We start from the raw sequence: 19,380 nt of genomic DNA, 5'->3' as shown, positions 1-19,380 counted from the left end.
CACGAAGCCTTGAGCATCCGGTCGCTCGTCACGCGGCAGCCAGCCGCCGGAACGGGACACGCACTCATCTAGACACGGCGAGTGCGGCGACAAACGGCGCGGACCTCGACCCGTGCTGGCCCCGCGTCGCCGGCCAGCTCACCGGCCGCCACCAGCGGCCGGACCTCGGCGCGGTCCACGCCTGCGCGTCGCTGGCCGTCGCCCAGGCCATGCGGCTGTTCTCGCCAGCCGAACCACCACCCCCGGCGTGGAACGCCACCCTCGAGATCGACGCCTTCGACGGTCGCATCCGCCACCGCGGCTGGCCCCCGCACCCGCTGTGCGGCTGCGGTGCTCAGCCCGTGCAACAGGAGACGTAGGCCACTGACACCGCGCCAGCAGGCTGCGCGCCGCCGACGATGCAAGGCAGAATCGCCGGTGTGACCGAGGACTTCCGCGACCCAAGCGATCGTGACACCGCGATGCCGCGCCGGGGTGCCGCCCGGACCGCCAAGCTCGCCAGCCTGCCGCTCGGCATCGCCGGGCGGGCGGTGGGCGGCTGGGGCAAGCGGCTGGCGGGCCAGAGCGCGGAGCAGGTGAACGCGACGCTCTCGGCGAAGGCCGCGGAGCAGCTGTTCGAGGTGCTCGGCACGCTCAAGGGCGGGGCGATGAAGTTCGGGCAGGCGTTGAGCGTCTTCGAGGCGGCGGTGCCGGACGACATGGCGAAGCCGTACCGCGAAGCCCTGACGAAGCTGCAGGCCGCGGCACCGCCGATGTCGGCCCGGCAGACCCACCGGGTGCTGGCCGAGCAGCTGGGCCGCACCTGGAGCAGCCGGTTCGCCTCGTTCGACGACGAGCCGGCGGCGGCCGCGAGCATCGGCCAGGTGCACCGCGCGGTCTGGCACGACGGACGCGAGGTCGCGGTCAAGGTCCAGTACCCGGGCGCCGACGAGGCGTTGCGCAGCGACCTCCGGCAGCTGCAGCGCTTCAGCAGGCTGTTCCAGGCGTTCGTGCCCGGCACCGAGGTCAAGCCGCTGCTGGCCGAGCTCGCCGAGCGGATGAACGAAGAGCTCGACTACCAGGCCGAAGCCCAGCACCAGCGCGCGTTCGCGAAGGCCTTCGACGGCGATCCCGGCATCCTGGTGCCGCGCGTGGTGGCCAGCGCGCCGAAGGTCGTCGTGACGGAGTGGGTCACGGGCACACCGTTGTCCAAGGTCATCGCGGACGGCGACCGCGAGACCCGGAACCTGGCCGGCCGGCTGCTGGCGGAGTTCCACTACTCGTCGCCCGAGCGCGTCCACCTGTTGCACTCGGACCCGCACCCGGGCAACTTCATGATCACCGAGGACGACCGGCTGTGCGTCATCGACTTCGGCGGCGTGGCCCGGCTGCCCGACGGCATCCCCCGCCACCTGGGCGAGATGACGCGGCTGGCCCTCGACGGCGAGTCCGCCGACCTGATGCGCCTGCTGCGGGAGAACCGGTTCATCCGCGCCGACAGCGACCTGACCGCGGACGAAGTGCTCGCGTACCTGGCGCCGTTCACCGAGCCGCTGGCGAAGCCGACGTTCCACTTCACGCGCCGGTGGATGCAGAAGCAGGCGTGGCGGGTCGGCGACAGCCGCGGCAACGACTTCCGGGTCGGGCGGTCGCTGAACCTGCCGCCGGAGTACCTGATGATCCACCGCGTCACGGCGGGGTCGACGGGCATCCTCTGCCAGCTCGACGCGGAGATCCCGGCCCGCGGAATCGTGGAGCGCTGGCAGCCCGGCTTCGCCGCCTGAGTTGTCCACAGGTGGGACCGTGAGGGGCCGAATGCGGGCGAGTTGTCCACAGGTGGCGGGGATGGGGTTCCACCCGGTTGGCCGAGCGGCCATGCTCGATGCATGGCTGCTACTCAATGCACTGACCCCCTGACCCTCAGCAACCCCGGCACGTGCGAGGTGATGAGCCTCGAACAGTTGCGCAGGGCCGGGGTGTCGGATCGAAGAACCCGGCGGCTCTGCGGCCCCGGCGGGCCGTGGCGCCGCCTGCACCCCGGTGTCGTCCTGCTGCGCAACAGCGCCCCGACGCGGCGGCAGCTGCTGCACGCCGCGCTGGCGCGCTACGGGCCGAGGGTGGTGATCACGGGCGCCGACGCACTGCAGGCCCACGGCGTGAAGTGCCCGGCGGACGACGAGATCCGCCTGCTGGTACCCGGCTACTGCCGGGTCGCGGCGTGCGACGGCGTCAGCGCGGCGCGCACGGCCCGCATGCCGGCGCCGGTGGTGGTCGACGGCCTGCCGTTCGCACCGGCGGCCCGCGCCGCACTCGACCTGGCGAGGTCCGCCCCCGAACCGGCGCGGATCCGGCACCTGCTGACGTTGCCGCTGTACTGGGGCCTGTGCGACCGGCAGGAGCTGCTGGCGGAGCTGGACGCGGGCCCCCAGCGCGGCACGGCGGTGGTCCGGAAGGTGCTGCGCGAGCTGGACGAAGGCCCGATCCAGGCCCACGGCCTGGCAACACAGGTCCTGGACACGGCCCGGCTCCCACCCCCGATCTGGGACGTCACGATCTGCGACCGCCGAGGCCGCCGCATCGGCGATGCGGACGCCTGGTGGGACGAGATCGGCCTGGCCTGGCAGTACCGCTGCGGCCCGGGCACGGGCGGCTTCAGCCACCTGGCGTTGGCGGCAACGGGCATCGTGCTGGTCCGCTGCACGGTCCGCCAGCTGCGCCAGGTCCCCCGCGAGGTGGCCCGAGAGCTGGCCCAGGCATTCGCCGAGGCCTCCCGCACAAGACGCCCCCGAGTCCGCGCAATCCCCACAACCCCGATAGGCGACGCAGCATGACCCGGCACCTCACCACACCCTGGGCAAGGACGACGTGGGCAAACAGCTGGCTGGCCCGCACCATCAGCGGCCGCCTTCAGTCCAGGAATGCCACACCCAACCCATCGGCACGGCCGGCCTGGCCCCTCATCAGCCATGCCCTCCACCGCGCGGCTGATCCGTCAGCGAGCCCGGCCCGGCTCCTCGGCCGCGCGGCCACCCACCAGACGGCGGCCGATCCACCGGCGCGGCCGGCTTCCGGCAACCTCGGCGGGCTCCTGATCGGCTACGCCGTCGCCAGAAGCTGTTCCGTTCTGGTCGGCGTCGCCTTCGTGATCGCGTGCGCCGCCGTCCTCGGCAAGCCTCCCCGGCGCGGATCGATCACCAATACTCGTCGGGCAGCTTGCCTTCTATGTCGCGAACATGCTGCCGCGCGCAGTCCGGGCACAACCACCTCACTGCACCCCGCTCGCGACTGGAAACCCAGGCGAGCGCCGTAGCCGGGTCCTCGTCGGCTCCGCGGGTGCGCCCGCACCGCGTGCACACGACCGCGTCCGGGGCGCTCACCGCAACCGTCCACAGTGGATCGCCTTGGCGCCGAGCAGGAAGAGATCGTCGCGGCGGCCCAGGAAGTCCGGGCCGGCCGGGTCGGTCAGCGCGGCGACGGCGTCGCGGTCCTCGGCGTCGAGCCGGTCCTCGACCGACTCGGCGAGCCATCCGACGCGATGCACGACGTACTCGCGAAGCAGGTCCGACCCGGGCATGGGGTGATCGATGAGCGCCCCGAACGACTCGACGTCCTCGAGCCCGGCCTCGCGAAGCGCGCGCGGCCAGCCGTAGGGCATCGCGACGCTGCCCGGCAGGCCGGCCCGCATCGCGGCGAACCACTCGACCCGCGCGGCGAGCAGCCGTTGCTCCAGCCCGGGCCGGCCGACCCCGAGATCCCAAGGGAGGCACCGCATTTCGAGTCCGCCCTCGCCGATGGCGAGCGTCCCGCCGGGCCGCAGCAACCCGGCGAGAGTGCGCAGGGCGGCCTGCTGGTCACCGACGTGGTGCACGACGCCCGACGCCCACACGAGGTCGGCGGCGGGCACCCGTTCGCCCAGCCGCGGGTCGGCGAGGTCCCCGTGCACGCTCACGACCTCGACGTCCTCGCCGGCGGCCTCGCGCACGGCCCGCTCCGCCTCGGCGAGCAGTTCGGGCGTGGCGTCCAGGAGCACGACGGTGCCCCCACCCGCGCGGGCGAGCTCACACGCGAAAAGGACGCTCATCCCGCCTGCCCCGCACCCGACGTCCAGCACGGTCGCCCGTCCGCCGAGCAACCGCCGCGCGACGGGGGCGAGCGCGTCGGCGTCGAGGGTGTCGGCCAGCCGGAGCTGCGCGAGCCGGTCCGCCCAGTCGATGTCGTCGTGGGTGTGTACGGACATCACCCCATTCAACAGCACCAAGGCCCCCACCACCCGGAGGTGGCAGGGGCCTCGCGCTCAGTACTGGTCCTGCTGGTACCGCTCCGCTCGCCGAGCCGCCCATCGGGCCACTCGCGTCCAGCGGCGTACGGCACGCGCGCTACCTCGGGCCCGCTGGGCGCGGACCCCTTCTTCCAGATCCCGTATTCGGGCCCTGGACAGTTCTTCGTAAAGCAACATCTCGCTGATCTCCTCGATCTCGGTCTTCGTCAGTTGCAGCTGCGGACGGCACATCCGCGCTTCGTAGTCCTTCGCGGTGACCGGTTCGACGCTCATGCGGCGGCGCTCCGGTGGTCGCCGCCGGCCTTGGCCGCGGCGGGCTCGACAGCGGCGTTCTTGCGCGGGCGGCCACGGGGCCGCTTGCGCGCGATCACGACGCCGCGCTCGAAGATCTCGCCGCCCCAGACGCCCCACGGCTCGCGCCGGGCCAGGGCACCCGCGAGGCAGGCCTCGCGGACCGGGCAGTCGGCGCACTGCGCCTTCGCGCGCTCGAGCTCGGCCGGGGACTCGGCGAACCACAGGTCCGCGTCGCCCGAACGGCAGGGCAGAGCCGCGTCCGGCACGGCGATCGGGTCGAGCAGGTCGGCGAATATTGCCTCACCCGAGGTGTAGGCGATGGCCGAAGACATGGCAGTTCCTCCTTGTGTCGCACGGGTTTTCGGTTGGGAGATGGAGCTGGGCAATGCTGGTCCTCTTGGGTTGTGCAGCCAAAAACACGAAGGCCGCGGATCCGGGGTTTCCGGTTCCGCGGCCTTCGTGAGCCTCGTGTCCTGACTAGGTCAGGAACTTCGCTCCCGTATCGACAACGGAACACGGAACTGCTTGATGGTCGGCAGATCGGCCTGCGAGTACGCGGCGAGAACGCCCTGCGTCCCGAAGACGACGACACCGGTGGCCCAACGACGCTCGACGCGACGCATGCCACGGATCTCGTGCGCGCTCACGGACACAGCGGTGCCCGGGCGCGGAGCGGCCGCGACTTCCGCGGCGCAGGACAGACGGGTGCCCGGGTTCGTGAGCGTCATGTTGCTGATCATTTCACCGGCACCTCCTTCTGTACTCTGCACACACGGCCGCCGAGCGGCGCTTCCAGTGGATCCCCAGCCGAGCCCTTCGGGCTCGGTACTGGCAGGTTATTGCTCCCCACCACATGGGGGCAACTCAATTAACGGGAAAATCCTCGAAGTTACGAAGATCGCCCCTGAGCAGCGGGTTCGCCGCGTCGATCATGGCTCGCACGCGGTCAACCCGGCATCGCAGCAGCACACGGCAAGCGCGCCCGACACCACGCGAACCCGCGAGGGCGGCCAGTGTCGCACGATCACCGCTCCCCGAACCACCCATCGAGGCTTGCCAACCACTGCCGGCCCGGACCCGCCGATGACGCCCGACGAACCACCGCCGACCAAAGCCCCCGGCCAAGCCAACCGCCGCGAGTCCAGGCCGCCGACCGTGCGCGCCGAACCACCCGCCGACCGAAACCCCGGCCAAGCCACCCCGCCACAGGCCCGACCCGCCGACCGCGCTCGCCGACCAAAGCCCCGGCCAAGCCAACCGCCGCGAGTCCAGGCCGCCGACCGTGCGCGCCGAACCACCCGCCGACCAAAGCCCCGACGAGTCGCACGACAAAGCCTCGGCCTACCCCCAGCCGTCAGGATGCGGCCGACGCGCGGACCACGCCCAGGATCTCCGCGCCGAAGCGCTCGAGCTTCGTCGCGCCGATTCCCGAGATCGACACCAGGGCCGACTCGTCCGTCGGGCGTTGCTCGGCGATCGCCATCAGGGTCGCGTCCGTGAACACCACGAACGCCGGCACCTTCAGCTCGCGGGCCCGGTCGCCGCGCCAGGACTTCAGGCGCTCCAGCAGGCCCTCGTCCACCGAAGACGGGCACCGGCCGCAGCGGCCCAGCTTCACTTCGAGGGTCTCCAGCAGCGGGCCGCCGCAGACGCGGCAGCGGGTCTTGATCGGCGTCGACGGCTTCGCCTGGGAACGCGCCGCGCGGGCGGCCGGGTGGTCCTCGGGGATCAGGCCGTACAGGAACCGGCTGCGGCGGCGGTTGCGGCGGCCGCCCGGGGTGCGGGCCAGCGCCCACGACAGCCACAGGTGCTCGCGGGCCCGCGTCACGCCGACGTAGAACAGCCGGCGCTCCTCCTCGATCGCCGCTTCGTCGTCGCCCGCGTGCAGGATCGGGACCGTCCCCTCGGCGAGGCCGACCAGGAACACCGCGTCCCACTCCAGGCCCTTCGCCGCGTGCAGGGACGCCAGCGTCACGCCCTCGACCGTCGGCGGGTGCTGGGCCGCCGCGCGCTGGTCCAGCTCGGCGCAGAAGCGCGGCAGGTCCGCGTCCCCGACCTGCGCCGCCAGCTCCTCGGCCAGCTCGACGATCGCCAGGAGCGCGTCCCACCGCTCCTTCGCGGCACCACCGGCGGGCGGCGACTCGGTGAGCCCGACGCGCGCGAGCACCGAGCGCACCGTCGTGACCAGGTCGGAGCTGCCGTCGCCGCTCGCGGCCCGCAGCGCGGACATCGCCTGCCGGACCTCCGTGCGGTTGAAGAACCGCTCGCCGCCGCGAACCAGATACGGGATGCCGGCCTCGGTCAGCGCCGACTCGTACGCCTCGGACTGGGCGTTGACCCGGTACAGCACGGCGATCTCGCTCGCCGCAACCCCGCCGTCCAGCAGCTCGCGCACCCGCCGCGCGACGGCTTCGGCCTCGACGGCCTCGTCGTCGAACTCGGCGAAGCGCGGCTCCGGGCCCGGCGGGCGCTGGCCGATCAGCTTCAGCCGCGAACCCGCCGGCCGGCCGCGCGCGGCTCCGATCACGCGGTTCGCCAGCGCGACGACCTCGGGTGTCGACCGGTAGTCGCGCTCGAGCCGGACGACGGTGGCGTCCGGGTAGCGCCGGGTGAACTCGAGCAGCGGGCGCGGCGACGCGCCACCGAAGGAGTAGATGGTCTGGTTCGCGTCGCCGACGACGGTCAGGTCGTCGCGGCCGCCGAGCCACGCGTCGAGCAGGCGCTGCTGCAGCGGCGTGACGTCCTGGTACTCGTCGACGACGAAGCAGCGGTAGCGGTCGCGGAACTCCTCGGCGACGACGCCGTGCTCCTCGAGCGTCGCCGTCGTGTGCAGCAGGAGGTCGTCGAAGTCGAGCACCTGCGCGGCGTTCTTCAGTTCTTCGTACGTGCGGTAAACCTGCGCGATCTGCGCGGCCGGCGCCGGGATGTCGCGCTGGGCGCGCGCGGTGACGGCCGGGTAGTCGTCCGGGCTGACCAGCGACGCCTTGGCCCACTCGATCTCGCTCGCCAGGTCACGCAGGACCTCGATCTCGGTGCCGAGCTTGGCCCGGTTCGCGGCCTGGCCGACGAACCGCAGCTTGTTCTCCATCAGGTCCCACGGCCGGTCGCCGACCACGCGCGGCCAGAAGTACCGCAGCTGGCGGCGGGCGGCGGCGTGGAAGGTCAGGGCCTGCGCGGCGTCGACGCCGAGGCCGCGCAACCGGGTCCGCATCTCCCCCGCGGCACGCGTCGTGAAGGTGACGGCGAGCACCTGACCGGCGGAGACGTGCCCCGACCGCACCAGGTGCGCGATCCGGTGGGTGATCGTGCGGGTCTTGCCCGTGCCGGCCCCGGCGAGCACGCAGACCGGGCCCCGCGGGGCACTGGCGGCGGCGCGCTGCTCGGGGTCGAGACCATCGAGCAGACGGTTCAGGCTCTTGGGGGAAAGTACGCCGGTCACGTCCGGCATCCTCGCAGAGGGGGACGGGGAATCGGGGCAGGGGCACGCGGCCGTATCCTGGTCATATGGCGGGACAGCAGGACAAGGAAGCGGCCAAGCAGGCCAAGAAGGAGAAGCGCGCGGCGAGCAAGGCACGCCGTGGCCAGCTCTTCGAAGCCTTCAAGATGCAGCGCAAGGAAGACCCGTGGCTCATCCCGTGGATGGTCGGCGCGATCGTGGTCGTCGCCGGCGTCCTGTTCGGGATCGGGTTCCTCTTCAACTCGCAGTGGGTGCTGCTGCCGCTGGGCCTGATCCTCGGCGGCCTGCTCGCCATGATCATCTTCGGCCGCCGCGTCCAGAAGACGGTCTATTCGAAGGCCGACGGCCAGCCCGGCGCCGCGGCGTGGGCGCTGGAGAACCTGCGCGGCAAGTGGAAGGTGACGCCGACCGTCGCCGCGACGACGCAGCTCGACGCCGTGCACCGCGTGCTCGGCGGCCCGGGTGTGGTGCTCGTCGCCGAGGGCGCGCAGCACCGCGTCAAGACGCTGCTCGCCCAGGAGAAGAAGCGCGTCTCCCGCTTGGTCGGCGACACCCCGATCTACGACGTGACGATCGGCCACGAAGAGGGTCAGATCCCGCTGAAGAAGCTCCAGGGCTTCCTGATGAAGCTCCCGCGCAACCTCAAGCCGGCCCAGGTCGACGCGCTCGAGGCGAAGCTGGCCGCGCTCGGCAACCGCGGCGCGGCGATGCCGAAGGGCCCGATGCCCGCCGGCGCGAAGATGCGCAACGTCCAGCGCACGATCCGCCGCCGCTGACCCCCGCGTACGACGAAGGCCCCGTCCGAACCGGACGGGGCCTTCGTCGTTCAGCGCATCCTGATGACGACCGTGCCGGTCAGCCGGTCGAGCCAGCTGCGGCCGTCGGCGTTGCGGACCGCGGCCGGGATGAGGACGAACGTCAGGGCCGCCCGCACCAGCGCCCGCAGCGGCCCGACCAGCGCGGCGCCGTCGAGCCGGGCGACGCGGACGCCGACGACACCCATGCCGGGGGTGAAGCCGAAGAAGCCGGCGGAGATCACCGAGATGACCGCCCAGACGCCGCCGGACCAGAGGTTGAAGTTCTGCATCGCGGCCGGGTCCTGCAGGCTCGGGTGCAGGAAGATGGCCGTGACCAGGGCGGCGATCACGAGGTCGAGGATCAGCCCGAGCAGGCGGGCGCCGCCGCTCGCCGCCGAACCGACACCCGATTCGGGCAAACCGAACTTCTCGCCCGGCCAACGCGGGGCCTCTTGATCAGTGCCCGGCCGGCCCTCGCCGGTGCCGGGCAGCCATTCACCGGTCCATCTCGCCACCCGTCTAGGGTATGCCGGTGGCGCGGACCACATCCGACCTGGTCGGATACCCGAAATCGACCACCCGTTAACACCGGCGAAACATATGGGTGACGGTCGGGCAACACCGCACTTTTAGCGTGAGCCGAAGAGAGCACTGCCGTACGAGCTCGAACGAGAAGGAGTCACCGAGGGTGCCCACTACTCCAGACGACATCCAGCGCCTCATCGCCGATGAGGACGTCGAGGTAGTCGACGTCCAGTTCTGCGACCTCCCCGGCGTGATGCAGCACTTCACGGTCCCCGCGAAGGCCTTTACGGAAGAAGCCTTCGAAGAAGGCCTCGCGTTCGACGGCTCCTCGGTGCGTGGCTTCCAGTCGATCCACGAGTCCGACATGCTGCTGCTGCCCGACGCGGCGACGGCTCGGATCGACCCGTTCCGCAAGGCGAAGACGCTCGCGCTCAACTTCTTCGTGCACGACCCGTTCACGCGCGAGGCGTACAGCCGTGACCCGCGCAACATCGCGCGCAAGGCCGAGCAGTACATCGCCGAGTACGGCGTCGCCGACAACGTGTACTTCGGCCCCGAAGCCGAGTTCTACATCTTCGACTCGGTCCGCTTCGACTCCGCCGAGCACGCCTCCTTCCACGAGATCGACTCGATCGAGGGCTGGTGGAACACCGGCGCCGACGAGGCCGGCGGCAACCAGGGCTACAAGACGAAGTTCAAGGGCGGCTACTTCCCGGTCCCGCCGGTCGACCACTTCGCCGACCTGCGCGACGACATCGTCCGCAACCTGACGAACTCGGGCTTCGAGATCGAGCGCGCGCACCACGAGGTGGGCACCGCCGGCCAGACCGAGATCAACTACAAGTTCAACACGCTGCTGCACGCGGCCGACGACCTGCAGCTGTTCAAGTACATCGTGAAGAACACGGTGTTCGCGGCGGGCAAGACGGCGACGTTCATGCCGAAGCCGCTGGCCGGCGACAACGGCTCGGGCATGCACTGCCACCAGTCGCTGTGGAAGGACGGCCAGCCGCTGTTCCACGACGAGTCGGGCTACGCCGGCCTGTCGGACACCGCGCGCCACTACATCGGCGGCCTGCTCAAGCACGCGCCGAGCCTCCTGGCCTTCACGAACCCGACGGTGAACTCCTACCACCGCCTGGTCCCGGGCTTCGAGGCGCCGGTTTCGCTGGTCTACTCGCAGCGCAACCGCTCGGCCTGCGTCCGCATCCCGATCACGGGCAACAACCCGAAGGCGAAGCGCGCCGAGTTCCGCTGCCCGGACTCGTCGGGCAACCCGTACCTGGCGTTCTCGGCGATGATGATGGCCGGCCTCGACGGCATCAAGAACAAGATCGAGCCGCCGGACCCCATCGACAAGGACCTCTACGAGCTCCCGCCGGAGGAGGCCAAGGACGTCAAGCTGGTCCCGGGCGACCTCGGCACGGTGCTGGACACCCTGGAGGCGGACCACGACTACCTCCTCGAGGGCGGCGTGTTCACGCCGGACGTGATCGACACGTGGATCTCGTACAAGCGCGAAAACGAGATCGACCCGCTGCGCCTGCGCCCGCACCCGTACGAGTTCGCTCTGTACTACGACGTGTGATCGGCGCGGGGCTTTGACCAGGCATTTCACTGGTCCGAGCCCCCGCCAGGCCGTCACCAGGCTGTGAAGGTCACCAGGTGACGGCCCAGCAGACACGGGACGGCGGTCGAGGGGAACACCCCGACCGCCGTCCCGTTCCTTGTTCCAGCGTGACCGATCTGGCCAGGTGGGGGATGCCGCGTAACCGACGCCCGCAGGACCGGGAAGAGAAGCGCGGTGAGATCGTCGCCGCGGCCACGCGGTTGTTCGTGGAGGAAGGCTACGACCTCACGACGGTGGCGCGGATCGGACGCGAAGCGGGGGTCACCTCCAACACCGTCTACTGGTACTTCAAGGACAAGGACGAGGTACTGGTCGCTGTCCTGGACGCGCTGTTCGCGCAGTTCCTGGCCGGCGTGGCCGAACGCTCGGCCGGGTCACCGGTCGAGCAGTTGCTGTGGGCAGTCACCGAGCTGCGGCGGGTCGACCGGCTGATCACGACGGTGCACGCCAGGGTCGCGGCATCGGAGGCGTTGCGGGGGTGGCACGACGGTTTCCACGCGCAGGTGGAGACGATCCTGCGGTGGCACCTGGCCGCGTTGGGCGTGCCGGAGACCGAGCAGGCCGCGATGACCCGGATCGGGGTGTTCGTCGTCGAAGGCATGCTGACCCACGCAGGCGACGCCGCGGGTGACCGCGCCGTCGTCGAGACGTTGGTCCGCAGTGCCCGCGGCATCGCCGCCGCGCCGGCTACCGGATCGCCGCGGGCGTGAACCGCGCCGCGAGGAACTGGATCTGGTCCGCGACGGCCCGCTCGAACAGGTCACCGACGTAGATGTCGAAGTGGTCACCGTCGTAGTGGTTGACCTGGACGTGGTCCTGCCCGGCCGCGAGGCGGGCCGTGGTGCGCGCCGGGGCAGCGCGGTCGTCGTCGCACACGCACAACAAGGTCGCCGCGGCGATCTTGCGCAGGTCCTTGCCCGGCCGGTACAGCGGCAACCACAACGCAAGCCGGGCCGCGACCGCGTTGGCACTGTCACCGCCGTCCGGGCCCATCATGACGCCCCAGATCGTGTCGCGGCCGACAGCGGTGTCGCCAGGGCGGAACGGCTGACCACCCGTCTCGACGGTCGCGGACAACCCCTTGCCCACGGCGGGGATCCGGGCCAGGACCCCGGCGGTGCGAGGCGAGAGCCGAGACCCCGCCGGGATCAGCTGGGACGCCGCGGCGATCGCGGTCGGCGACACCAGGAAGGCGGGCATCCACCACACCCCGACCACCGGAGCCAGCACCGGTCTCGCGCCGAACACCGACCCGACGACGTCGAGCAGCGCGGCGATGACGAGCCCGGCCATGCTCACCGGGCCGGCCCGGAAGCGGGAGAGCAACGACGCCGGACCGTCGGTGAACGGACACTGGGCCACCACCGCGGCCACGCCGTGGTCCTCGCCGGCGATGCGCAGCACGTGCCCGCCGCCGAACGAGGTCCCCCACACCGCGATCCGGTCGGGGTCGACCTCCGGCAGGGACCGGCCATAGGCCAGCGCCGCCCGCCAGTCGTCGAGCTGGTCGCCGATGTCGAGCAGCTGCCGGGGAGATCCTTCACTGGCTCCCAGGTACCGGTAGTCGAACACCAGCACCACCCACCCCTGCGCGGCGAACCGCTCCGCGAACGCGTCCAGCCGCCACTCCCGCACCGCACCCAGCCCGTGCGCCATGACCACCAGCGGCCGAGGCCCGCCTTCCGCTGCCGGCGTGTACAGCCACGCCGCGCACCGCACGCCCCCGGACTCGAACCACACGTCCTGCCGCACCGACGCAGTGTCGCCGCTCTTCTCCGCCGAAGCTTCCATCGCCTACCTTGGTCAACTCGCCCGCCGCTCTTGACTCGCGATCAAGAGCAAGTTGACGCGAAGGCTAGGCCGCCTCTTGATTGGAAGTCAAGAAAACTGGCTGGACAGCGAGGAGGCAGGTTTCGTTATTCCGAGGTCGACAGCACCTTCAGGTCCGCCCCAGCGGCCTCGAACGCGCCTCGCGGGTCCGCGACCAGCTTGCGGATCTCCAGGTCCATCAGCCCGAGCGTGCAGGTGATCTCCGCGGCCAGCGTGCCGTCGAGCTTGTAGATGTTCGAGTCCATCTTGAACGTCTTGCCGCTGCCGAACTTGACGTCGCACGTCACGTCGACCTCGTCGCCCGCGCGCAGCTCGCGGCGGAACACCACGTTCGTCTCCAGCAGCACCGAAGCGACGTTGCCCAGGCCTTCGAGCGCGCCCGCCGCTTCGAGCAGCTCGAGGCGGGATACCTCGCCGTAGGAGTGGTACACGGCGTGGTTGAGGTGGCCCAGGGTGTCCAACTCGTAGTGCCGGACCTTGATCCGGGTCCGGAACGGCTCTCGCACAGTCACCGCTCCACTGTAATCACGCCTCGTAGAACAGGTGCTCCACCACCGTGTGCGCCCGGCGCGTGATGCGGCGGTAGGTGTCCAGGAACTCGCCGGGGTCGTCGACCGGGGACTGGCCGAGCACCCGGGCCACCGCCGCCAGGTCGCGGCCCGAGCCCGGGACCTCGTCGACCGCCTTGCCGCGCACCAGCATCCCCGCGTTGCGCACCCGCGTCGCCAGCAGCCACGCCTCACGCAGCGAGTCCGCTTCGGACTGTTCGGCCAGGCCGGCCGAAGGCAGGCAGGCCAGCGCGTCGAGCGTCGACGTCGTCCGCAGGCCGGGGACCGCGTGCGCGTGCTGCAGCTGCAGCAGCTGGACCGTCCACTCGACGTCGGCGAGGCCGCCGCGGCCCAGTTTCGTGTGACGCGTCGGGTCGGCACCGCGCGGCATCCGCTCGGTCTCGACCCGGGCCTTGATGCGGCGGATCTCGCGCGCCTTCGTCGCGTCCAGGCCGCCTTCGGGGTAGCGGATCGGGTCGATCATCGCGATGAACCGCTCGCCGAGGTCCTCGTCACCCGCGACGAACCGGGCCCGCAGCAGCGCCTGCGCCTCCCACACCTCGCCCCAGCGCGCGTAGTAGGTGCGGTACGACTCGAGCGTCCGCACCAGCGGCCCGCTCCGCCCCTCCGGCCGCAGGTCGGCGTCGACCACCAGGGCCGGATCCGAGCTCGGCGCGCCCAGCATCTTCCGGACCGTCTCTGCGACCGACGAAGCGAACTTCACGGCGTCGGCGTCCGAGACCCCTTCGGACGCTTCGCAGACGAAGAGGACATCGGCGTCGGAGCCGTAGCCGAGTTCGGCGCCGCCCAGCCGGCCCATCCCGATCACGGCGATCCGCGCGGGCGTCTTGCCCAGCTCGGCCTGGCGCTGGCGGAACGCCGCGGCCAGCGCGCCCTGCAGGACCGCGACCCAAACCGAAGACAGCGCCTCGCACACCGCGGGCACGTCGAGCAGGCCCAGCAGGTCCGCGCACGCGACGCGCAGCATCTCGTGCCGCCGCAGCGAACGCGCGGCCGCGACGGCGGCGTTCAACCCCGGCTGACGGCGGACGGCGGCCCGCAGCGACGTCGCCACCTCGGCCGGCGTGCGGCCCAGCAGCCGGGCCGGATCGCCGAGCAGCCGCAGCACTTCCGGCGCGCGGACGAGCAGGTCCGGCACCAGCCGCGACGTGCCCAGCAGCGCCGCCAGGTTCTCGACCACCGTGCCCTCGTCGCGCAGCACCCGCAGGTACCACGGGGTGTCCTCGAGCGCCTCCGACACCTTCCGGTACGACAGCAGCCCGCCGTCGGGATCGGGGGTGTCGGCCAGGAGGTCGAGCAGCACCGGCAGCAGCGCCTGCTGGATCGCCGCGCGCCGCGAGACCCCCGAAGTGAGGGCCTTGATGTGCTGGAGAGCGCCGTCGGGCGCGGTGTAGCCGAGCGCGGCCAGCCGGCTGGCCGCCTGCTTGGTGGTCAGGCGCAGCGCCTCGGTCGGCACGTTCGCGACGGACTGCAGCAGCGGCCGGTAGAAGATCTTTTCGTGCAGGCGCCGGATTCCCTTGCCGTGCTTGCGGAACTCCGCCAGCAGCGCCTCACCCGCGGTCTTGCCGCCGCTGCCCTTGATCCCGCTGGCGCGGGCGAGGATGCGCAGCTCGTCGGTGTCCGACGCCGCCGGGAACAGGTGCGTCCGGCGCAGCCGCCGCAGCTGCAGCCGGTGCTCGATCATCCGCAGGAACTCGTACGACGCGCCCAGCTCGGCCGCGTCCTGCCGGCCGACGTAACCGCCCTCGCCGAGCGCGGCGAGCGCGTCCATCGTGGACGGTGAGCGCAGGTCCGCGTCGACGCGGCCGTGCACGAGCTGCAGCAGCTGCACCGCGAACTCGACGTCCCGCAGCCCGCCGCGGCCCAGCTTGAGCTCGCGCTCGGCGTGTTCGGACGGCACGTGCCCCTCGACGCGGCGGCGCATCTGCTGCACCTCGCCGACGAAGTTCTCGCGGTCGGCCGCCGACCACACCAGCGGCGCGACCATTTCGGCGTACTGCCGGCCCAGCTCGGCGTCGCCCGCCACCGGACGTGCCTTGAGCAGCGCCTGGAACTCCCAGGTCTTGGCCCACTTCCGGTAGTAGCCCAGGTGGCTTTCCAGCGTGCGGACCAGCGCGCCCGCCTTGCCCTCGGGGCGCAGCGCGGCGTCGACCTCGAAGCACGCCTTCCCGACGACGCGCATCATCGTGCTCGCCAGCCGCGTGGCGACGCCGATCTCGTCCGACGCGGCGAAGATGACGTCGACGTCGCTGACGTAGTTGAGCTCCCGGCCGCCGCACTTGCCCATCGCGATGATCGCCAGCCGGCCTTCCGCGGCTGCACCGACCTCGGCCTCGGCGACGACGAGCCCGGCGGCGAGCGCGGCCTCGGCCAGCTCGGTCAGCTGCGCCGCGATGTCGGCGTAGTGCGGGTGGTCGAGCCCGGCCTCGACGAGGTGCCCGAGGTCCGCCGCGGCGATGCCGAGCAGCTCGCGGCGGTAGGCGATCTTGAGCGCCTGCTCGGCGTCGAGCCCGGTCAGCACCGAACCGTCGTCGTGCACGAGCGCCGTGCGCAGGGCGTCCCGGTAGCACTCGGGGTCGGTGCACTTGTCGCCGGTGAGCGAATGCCACTGCTCGGGATGGGCGGCGAGGAAGTCGGCGAGCGCGCTCGACGTCCCGAGCACGCCGAGGAGCCGGCCGCGGAAGGTCCGGTCGGCGCGCAGCTTCTCTTCGAGCTGCGCCCACTCGCCGTCGTCGGCCTCGCGGATCCGGTCGAGACCGTGCAGCGCGAGGTCGGGGTCCGCGGCGCGCGACAACGCCGCGAGCACGTCGGCCGCCGCGTCGACCGGGCCGGCGTCGGCCCACCAGCCGGCCGCGCGCAACTGGTCCTCGGCACGGGAATCGGTGAAGCCGTACCTCGCCGCCGAAGCGGTCGTTCGCGCTCGGTCTGCCATCACCGACCACCGTAGTCCGGGCTCAGGCGGCGAGGCGGCCCGGTTCGGCCGGTGTCGGCTCCGGCACCTGGAAGCTGTGCGCGGTGACGGGGTGGCGCCGCGAAAGGACGTAGATGCCGAGGCCGACACCGATCCCGATGACGCCGACGGCGATGGTGCCCGCGGTGCCGAGCGAAGCGATCTTGCCGGAGACGGCGCCGACGATCGCGGCGGCGGGCAGCGTGAACAGCCACGCGACGACCATCCGGCCCGCCATCCGCCAGCGCACCGGCGCCTCGCGGCGGCCGACGCCGGAGCCGACGATGCCGCCGGAGCACACGTGCGTCGTCGACAGCGGGAAGCCCAGCCGCGAGGAGACCAGGATGACCAGCGCCGAGCTCGTCTGGGCGGCGAAGCCCTGCGGGCCCTCGATGTCGGTCAGGCCCTTGCCGAGGGTGTGGGTGATGCGCCAGCCGCCGAGGTAGGTGCCGAGCGCGAGCGCGCACGCGGCGCTGATGATCACCCAGGCGGGTGGCGCCGAGCCCGGCGCCAGACTGCCCGCGCTGACGAGCGTGAGCGTGATGACGCCCATCGTCTTCTGCGCGTCGTTGGTGCCGTGCGCGAGCGAGACGAGCGAAGCCGAGACGATCTGGCCGACCTTGAACCCGCGCGTGGCCGGGCGGTTCCGGACGAGGAAGCGGTAGACCAGGTACGTCCCGCCCATCGCGACGACGCCGGCGATCACCGGGCTCGCGGCGGCCGGCACCAGGACCTTTTCGAAGATCTTTCCGAAGTGGACCGAGCCGGTGCCCGCCGAGATCCAGGTGGCGCCGATCAGGCCGCCGAAGAGGGCGTGCGACGAGCTCGACGGCAGGCCGACGAACCACGTCACGAGGTTCCAGACGATCGCGCCGATCAGCCCGCCGAAGACGATCGACGGGCCGATCTTCGTGTCGTCCACCAGGCCGCTCGAGATCGTCTTGGCGACCTCGACCGACAGGAACGCGCCGACCAGGTTCAGCACCGCGGAGATCGCGACGGCCACCCGGGGCTTGAGGGCCCCGGTGGCGATCGACGTCGCCATCGAGTTCGCGGTGTCGTGGAACCCGTTCGTGAAATCGAATACCAGGGCCGTGACGACGACGATCACGACCAGCAACGAGGGCTCCACCCCGACCTCCGAACCCTTGTGGGGACTCCTCCCGCAAGGTACCTGAAGGGTGACGCCTGCCGTTAACAGGCTGTTGCTGGTTGTGACATCAGCCGTTAAGCCAGCGGTAACGAGTGTTGACTGTCGGCGGCGGGTTCGAGCTCTCCGGCGGCCAACCGGACGAACCGCTGCGCGAACGGACGCCAGGTTTCCTCGATGTCGGCGTGCACAGCGATCAGCTTGTCGTGCCCGAGTGAGCCCGGACGGGCGAATTCCGCCATCTCGGGCTCATCTTCGGCCCAGCTCTCGACGACGGCGGGTGTCGTCTCGATGTGGAACTGGACACCGTAGACACAACGGTTCAACCGGAAAGCCTGGTGCGGGTAGCGCGGCGCGGACGCGAGCAGCTCGGCGCCGGGCGGGAGCCGGGTGATCGCGTCGTTGTGGAACTGGAGGACGTCCTGCATGAGCGGCAGCTCGGCGAAGAGCGGGTCGGTCCACGCCGCGTCCTTTTTGGCCACCAGCTGCGGGCCGACCTCCGGGCCGTCCCGGCCGACCTCGACGCGCCCGCCGGTGGCGACGGCCAGCAGCTGGGCGCCGAGGCAGATCCCGAGCGTCGGCCGTTTCGCCATCGCGGCTTTCGAGAGCAGCCGTCGCACGTCGGCGAGCCACGGGTGCTTCTCGTCGTCCTCCGCGGCCATGCCGCCGCCGAGGACGACGACCCCCTGGTAGCCGTCGACGTCACCGGGCAGGTCGTCGGCCGGCGGCAGGCGGACGTCCAGCTCCGCACCGGCCTCGGTCAACCAGTCGCCGAGCGGGCCGAGCGGGTCCGACGCGTCCGGCTGGATGATGAGCAATCGGGTCACGCTTTTCAGGGTAGGTGCCTCAGCACGCGCAGCGGATCCCGCCTCGGGGAGTGCCCTCGACGGGGTAGCCGGCGGCGATCCAGGCGGTGATGCCGCCGGAGAGCCGCTTGACGCGGAACCCGAGCCCGGCGAGCTTGAGCGCACCCTTGGTGGCGGCGTTGCAGTTGGTGCTCTCGCAGTAGCAGACGTAGACGAGGCCCTTGTCGAGGTGCGCGGTCGTCTCGGGCGTCAGGTCGCGGTAGGGCAGGTTGATCGCGCCGGGGATGCGAGCCTCGAGGAAGGCTTCTTCGGCCCGCGTCTCGACGACGACGTAGCCGTCGGTGTGGCCGGCCTCGAGGTCGCGGACCAGGTCGTCGGGGTCGACCTCGAAGGCCAGTTCGGCGCCGAAGTAGGTCACGGCTGCGGCCGGGGCCGGCGCGGGGACGGTGAGCGTGCGTGCGGTGGTCATGGGTAAATCCTGCTGGTGAGGACGTTCCCGGCACAGGGCAGAATCGGGGTGGGAGCCCCTGCCGGCCGGGGATTTCCGCGTGTTGGCCCTGCGAGCCCGGGAGAGTTGCGGTGGACCCCCTCGACGATGTCGACTGGCACCTGCTGGAGCTCCTCCAGGCGGACGGCCGGCTGAGTTTCACGGAGCTGGGCCGGCGGGTGTCGCTGTCGGGTTCGGCGGTGACGGAACGGGTCCGCCGTCTCGAGGAGCGTGGCGTGATCACGGGGTACGGGGCGCACGTGGACACGTCGAAGCTGGGGCTGCCGATCGAGGCGCTGGTGCGGGCCCGGGTGCGGAGCCTGGACACGCCCCGGTTCCGGACGGCGGTGTTGCCGCTGGTGCAGGTCGTCGCCGCGGATCACATCACCGGGGACGAGTGCTGGATCCTGCGGGTGCTGTGCCGGGACACGGCGGAGCTGGAGGAGCTCGTCGAAAAGGTGCAGCGGTACGGCGAGACGACGACGTCGCTCGTGCTGTCGTCGCCGCTGCGCCGGCGTCCCGTTTCGCGGGCATGAGAAAAGGCCCCGGGAGGACCATGTCTGGTCCTCGACCGGGGCCTTCCCTAACGTAAGTTCGGCGGTGTCCTACTCTCCCACAACCCTTCGG

19 protein-coding genes and 1 pseudogene are annotated in these 19,380 nt (G+C 71.5%); 7 read left to right on the top strand and 13 right to left on the bottom strand.

What is annotated here, in order from left to right; translation table 11 throughout:
- The 3 genes and pseudogenes from ACWEN0_RS49480 to ACWEN0_RS49470 all read left to right on the top strand — a co-directional run.
- Window positions 1-359 (top strand): annotated as a pseudogene (locus tag ACWEN0_RS49480) (hypothetical protein); the annotation flags it as partial.
- Window positions 360-461: 102 nt separating this feature from the next.
- Window positions 462-1,763 (top strand): ABC1 kinase family protein, encoded by a 1,302-nt coding sequence (locus ACWEN0_RS49475; protein ID WP_451988718.1) that lies wholly within the window; start codon window positions 462-464, stop codon window positions 1,761-1,763.
- A 162-nt stretch (window positions 1,764-1,925) separates the two neighbouring features.
- Window positions 1,926-2,810 (top strand): hypothetical protein, encoded by an 885-nt coding sequence (locus ACWEN0_RS49470; RefSeq protein ID WP_451988716.1) that lies wholly within the window; start codon window positions 1,926-1,928, stop codon window positions 2,808-2,810.
- 360 nt (window positions 2,811-3,170) lie between these two features.
- Here the strand turns inward: ACWEN0_RS49470 and ACWEN0_RS49465 are convergent, their stop codons facing one another.
- The 6 genes from ACWEN0_RS49465 to ACWEN0_RS49440 all read right to left on the bottom strand — a co-directional run bounded on the left by ACWEN0_RS49465 (window position 3,171) and on the right by ACWEN0_RS49440 (window position 8,000).
- Entirely contained in the window at window positions 3,171-3,356 is a 186-nt protein-coding gene (locus tag ACWEN0_RS49465) for a hypothetical protein (protein WP_451988715.1), read from the bottom strand.
- Window positions 3,353-4,216 carry a class I SAM-dependent methyltransferase gene (locus ACWEN0_RS49460; RefSeq protein ID WP_451988714.1) on the bottom strand — a complete coding sequence of 288 codons (864 nt, stop codon included), beginning with the start codon at window positions 4,214-4,216 and terminating at the stop codon, window positions 3,353-3,355. Before ACWEN0_RS49460 ends, ACWEN0_RS49465 begins: the two co-directional genes overlap by 4 nt.
- Window positions 4,217-4,273: 57 nt before the next feature.
- Window positions 4,274-4,531 (bottom strand): hypothetical protein, encoded by a 258-nt coding sequence (locus ACWEN0_RS49455; protein WP_451988713.1) that lies wholly within the window; start codon window positions 4,529-4,531, stop codon window positions 4,274-4,276.
- Window positions 4,528-4,884 (bottom strand): WhiB family transcriptional regulator, encoded by a 357-nt coding sequence (locus ACWEN0_RS49450; protein ID WP_285999640.1) that lies wholly within the window; start codon window positions 4,882-4,884, stop codon window positions 4,528-4,530. Before ACWEN0_RS49450 ends, ACWEN0_RS49455 begins: the two co-directional genes overlap by 4 nt.
- Window positions 4,885-5,034: 150 nt before the next feature.
- Entirely contained in the window at window positions 5,035-5,292 is a 258-nt protein-coding gene (locus tag ACWEN0_RS49445; RefSeq protein WP_451988712.1) for a hypothetical protein, read from the bottom strand.
- Window positions 5,293-5,906: 614 nt separating this feature from the next.
- Window positions 5,907-8,000, bottom strand: coding sequence for an ATP-dependent DNA helicase UvrD2 (locus ACWEN0_RS49440; RefSeq protein ID WP_451988711.1), 2,094 nt, complete (start codon window positions 7,998-8,000; stop codon window positions 5,907-5,909).
- 56 nt (window positions 8,001-8,056) lie between these two features.
- On the opposite strand from ACWEN0_RS49440, the gene ACWEN0_RS49435 reads away from it, so the two are divergent.
- Window positions 8,057-8,785 carry a DUF4191 domain-containing protein gene (locus ACWEN0_RS49435; RefSeq protein WP_451988710.1) on the top strand — a complete coding sequence of 243 codons (729 nt, stop codon included), beginning with the start codon at window positions 8,057-8,059 and terminating at the stop codon, window positions 8,783-8,785.
- Window positions 8,786-8,835: 50 nt separating this feature from the next.
- Here ACWEN0_RS49435 and ACWEN0_RS49430 read toward each other — a convergent pair whose 3' ends face one another.
- Complete coding sequence (locus ACWEN0_RS49430) at window positions 8,836-9,225, bottom strand: RDD family protein (RefSeq protein ID WP_451988717.1); 390 nt, start codon at window positions 9,223-9,225, stop codon at window positions 8,836-8,838.
- A 269-nt stretch (window positions 9,226-9,494) separates the two neighbouring features.
- Between ACWEN0_RS49430 and glnA the strand changes: the two genes are divergently transcribed.
- Both glnA and ACWEN0_RS49420 read left to right on the top strand, forming a co-directional pair.
- Window positions 9,495-10,919, top strand: coding sequence for a type I glutamate--ammonia ligase (gene glnA, locus ACWEN0_RS49425; RefSeq protein ID WP_451988709.1), 1,425 nt, complete (start codon window positions 9,495-9,497; stop codon window positions 10,917-10,919).
- Between the two features lie 173 nt (window positions 10,920-11,092).
- Complete coding sequence (locus tag ACWEN0_RS49420; protein WP_451988708.1) at window positions 11,093-11,671, top strand: TetR/AcrR family transcriptional regulator; 579 nt, start codon at window positions 11,093-11,095, stop codon at window positions 11,669-11,671.
- Here ACWEN0_RS49420 and ACWEN0_RS49415 read toward each other — a convergent pair.
- The 6 genes from ACWEN0_RS49415 to ACWEN0_RS49390 all read right to left on the bottom strand — a co-directional run bounded on the left by ACWEN0_RS49415 (window position 11,649) and on the right by ACWEN0_RS49390 (window position 18,735).
- The gene (locus ACWEN0_RS49415; protein WP_451988707.1) at window positions 11,649-12,752 is read right to left on the bottom strand and encodes an alpha/beta hydrolase; all 1,104 of its coding nucleotides are present in this window, start codon (window positions 12,750-12,752) and stop codon (window positions 11,649-11,651) included. The two genes, ACWEN0_RS49420 and ACWEN0_RS49415, sit on opposite strands and share 23 nt — an antisense overlap.
- A 125-nt stretch (window positions 12,753-12,877) precedes the next feature.
- On the bottom strand, window positions 12,878-13,303 hold the full coding sequence (locus ACWEN0_RS49410; protein WP_451988706.1) for an acyl-CoA thioesterase: 426 nt from the start codon (window positions 13,301-13,303) through the stop codon (window positions 12,878-12,880).
- Between the two features lie 13 nt (window positions 13,304-13,316).
- Window positions 13,317-16,292, bottom strand: a complete 2,976-nt coding sequence (locus ACWEN0_RS49405; protein WP_451988705.1) for a bifunctional [glutamine synthetase] adenylyltransferase/[glutamine synthetase]-adenylyl-L-tyrosine phosphorylase — start codon at window positions 16,290-16,292, stop codon at window positions 13,317-13,319.
- 22 nt (window positions 16,293-16,314) lie between these two features.
- On the bottom strand, window positions 16,315-17,442 hold the full coding sequence (locus ACWEN0_RS49400; RefSeq protein WP_451988704.1) for an anion permease: 1,128 nt from the start codon (window positions 17,440-17,442) through the stop codon (window positions 16,315-16,317).
- A gap of 95 nt (window positions 17,443-17,537) precedes the next feature.
- On the bottom strand, window positions 17,538-18,287 hold the full coding sequence (locus ACWEN0_RS49395) for a type 1 glutamine amidotransferase (protein ID WP_451988703.1): 750 nt from the start codon (window positions 18,285-18,287) through the stop codon (window positions 17,538-17,540).
- A 19-nt stretch (window positions 18,288-18,306) separates the two neighbouring features.
- Window positions 18,307-18,735, bottom strand: coding sequence for a rhodanese-like domain-containing protein (locus ACWEN0_RS49390; RefSeq protein ID WP_451988702.1), 429 nt, complete (start codon window positions 18,733-18,735; stop codon window positions 18,307-18,309).
- Window positions 18,736-18,845: 110 nt separating this feature from the next.
- On the opposite strand from ACWEN0_RS49390, the gene ACWEN0_RS49385 reads away from it, so the two are divergent.
- Window positions 18,846-19,289, top strand: a complete 444-nt coding sequence (locus ACWEN0_RS49385; protein ID WP_451988701.1) for an Lrp/AsnC family transcriptional regulator — start codon at window positions 18,846-18,848, stop codon at window positions 19,287-19,289.
- Window positions 19,290-19,380 lie beyond the last annotated feature (91 nt).

Source organism: Amycolatopsis sp. NPDC004378 (assembly GCF_053602455.1).
The sequence above is the reverse complement of the archived record's forward strand: the minus strand, read 5'-3'. Positions and strand labels throughout refer to the sequence as shown.

Bases quoted from the DNA above. Each gene is read 5' to 3' on its own strand.
- ACWEN0_RS49475 (WP_451988718.1), top strand. From the start codon at position 462: ATGCCGCGCCGGGGTGCCGCCCGGACCGCCAAGCTCGCCAGCCTGCCG.
- ACWEN0_RS49455 (WP_451988713.1), bottom strand. From the start codon at position 4,531: ATGAGCGTCGAACCGGTCACCGCGAAGGACTACGAAGCGCGGATGTGC.
- ACWEN0_RS49420 (WP_451988708.1), top strand. From the start codon at position 11,093: ATGCCGCGTAACCGACGCCCGCAGGACCGGGAAGAGAAGCGCGGTGAG.
- ACWEN0_RS49450 (WP_285999640.1), bottom strand. From the start codon at position 4,884: ATGTCTTCGGCCATCGCCTACACCTCGGGTGAGGCAATATTCGCCGAC.
- ACWEN0_RS49390 (WP_451988702.1), bottom strand. From the start codon at position 18,735: ATGACCACCGCACGCACGCTCACCGTCCCCGCGCCGGCCCCGGCCGCA.
- ACWEN0_RS49405 (WP_451988705.1), bottom strand. From the start codon at position 16,292: ATGGCAGACCGAGCGCGAACGACCGCTTCGGCGGCGAGGTACGGCTTC.
- ACWEN0_RS49470 (WP_451988716.1), top strand. From the start codon at position 1,926: ATGAGCCTCGAACAGTTGCGCAGGGCCGGGGTGTCGGATCGAAGAACC.
- ACWEN0_RS49435 (WP_451988710.1), top strand. From the start codon at position 8,057: ATGGCGGGACAGCAGGACAAGGAAGCGGCCAAGCAGGCCAAGAAGGAG.
- ACWEN0_RS49460 (WP_451988714.1), bottom strand. From the start codon at position 4,216: ATGTCCGTACACACCCACGACGACATCGACTGGGCGGACCGGCTCGCG.
- ACWEN0_RS49445 (WP_451988712.1), bottom strand. From the start codon at position 5,292: ATGATCAGCAACATGACGCTCACGAACCCGGGCACCCGTCTGTCCTGC.
- ACWEN0_RS49415 (WP_451988707.1), bottom strand. From the start codon at position 12,752: ATGGAAGCTTCGGCGGAGAAGAGCGGCGACACTGCGTCGGTGCGGCAG.
- ACWEN0_RS49440 (WP_451988711.1), bottom strand. From the start codon at position 8,000: ATGCCGGACGTGACCGGCGTACTTTCCCCCAAGAGCCTGAACCGTCTG.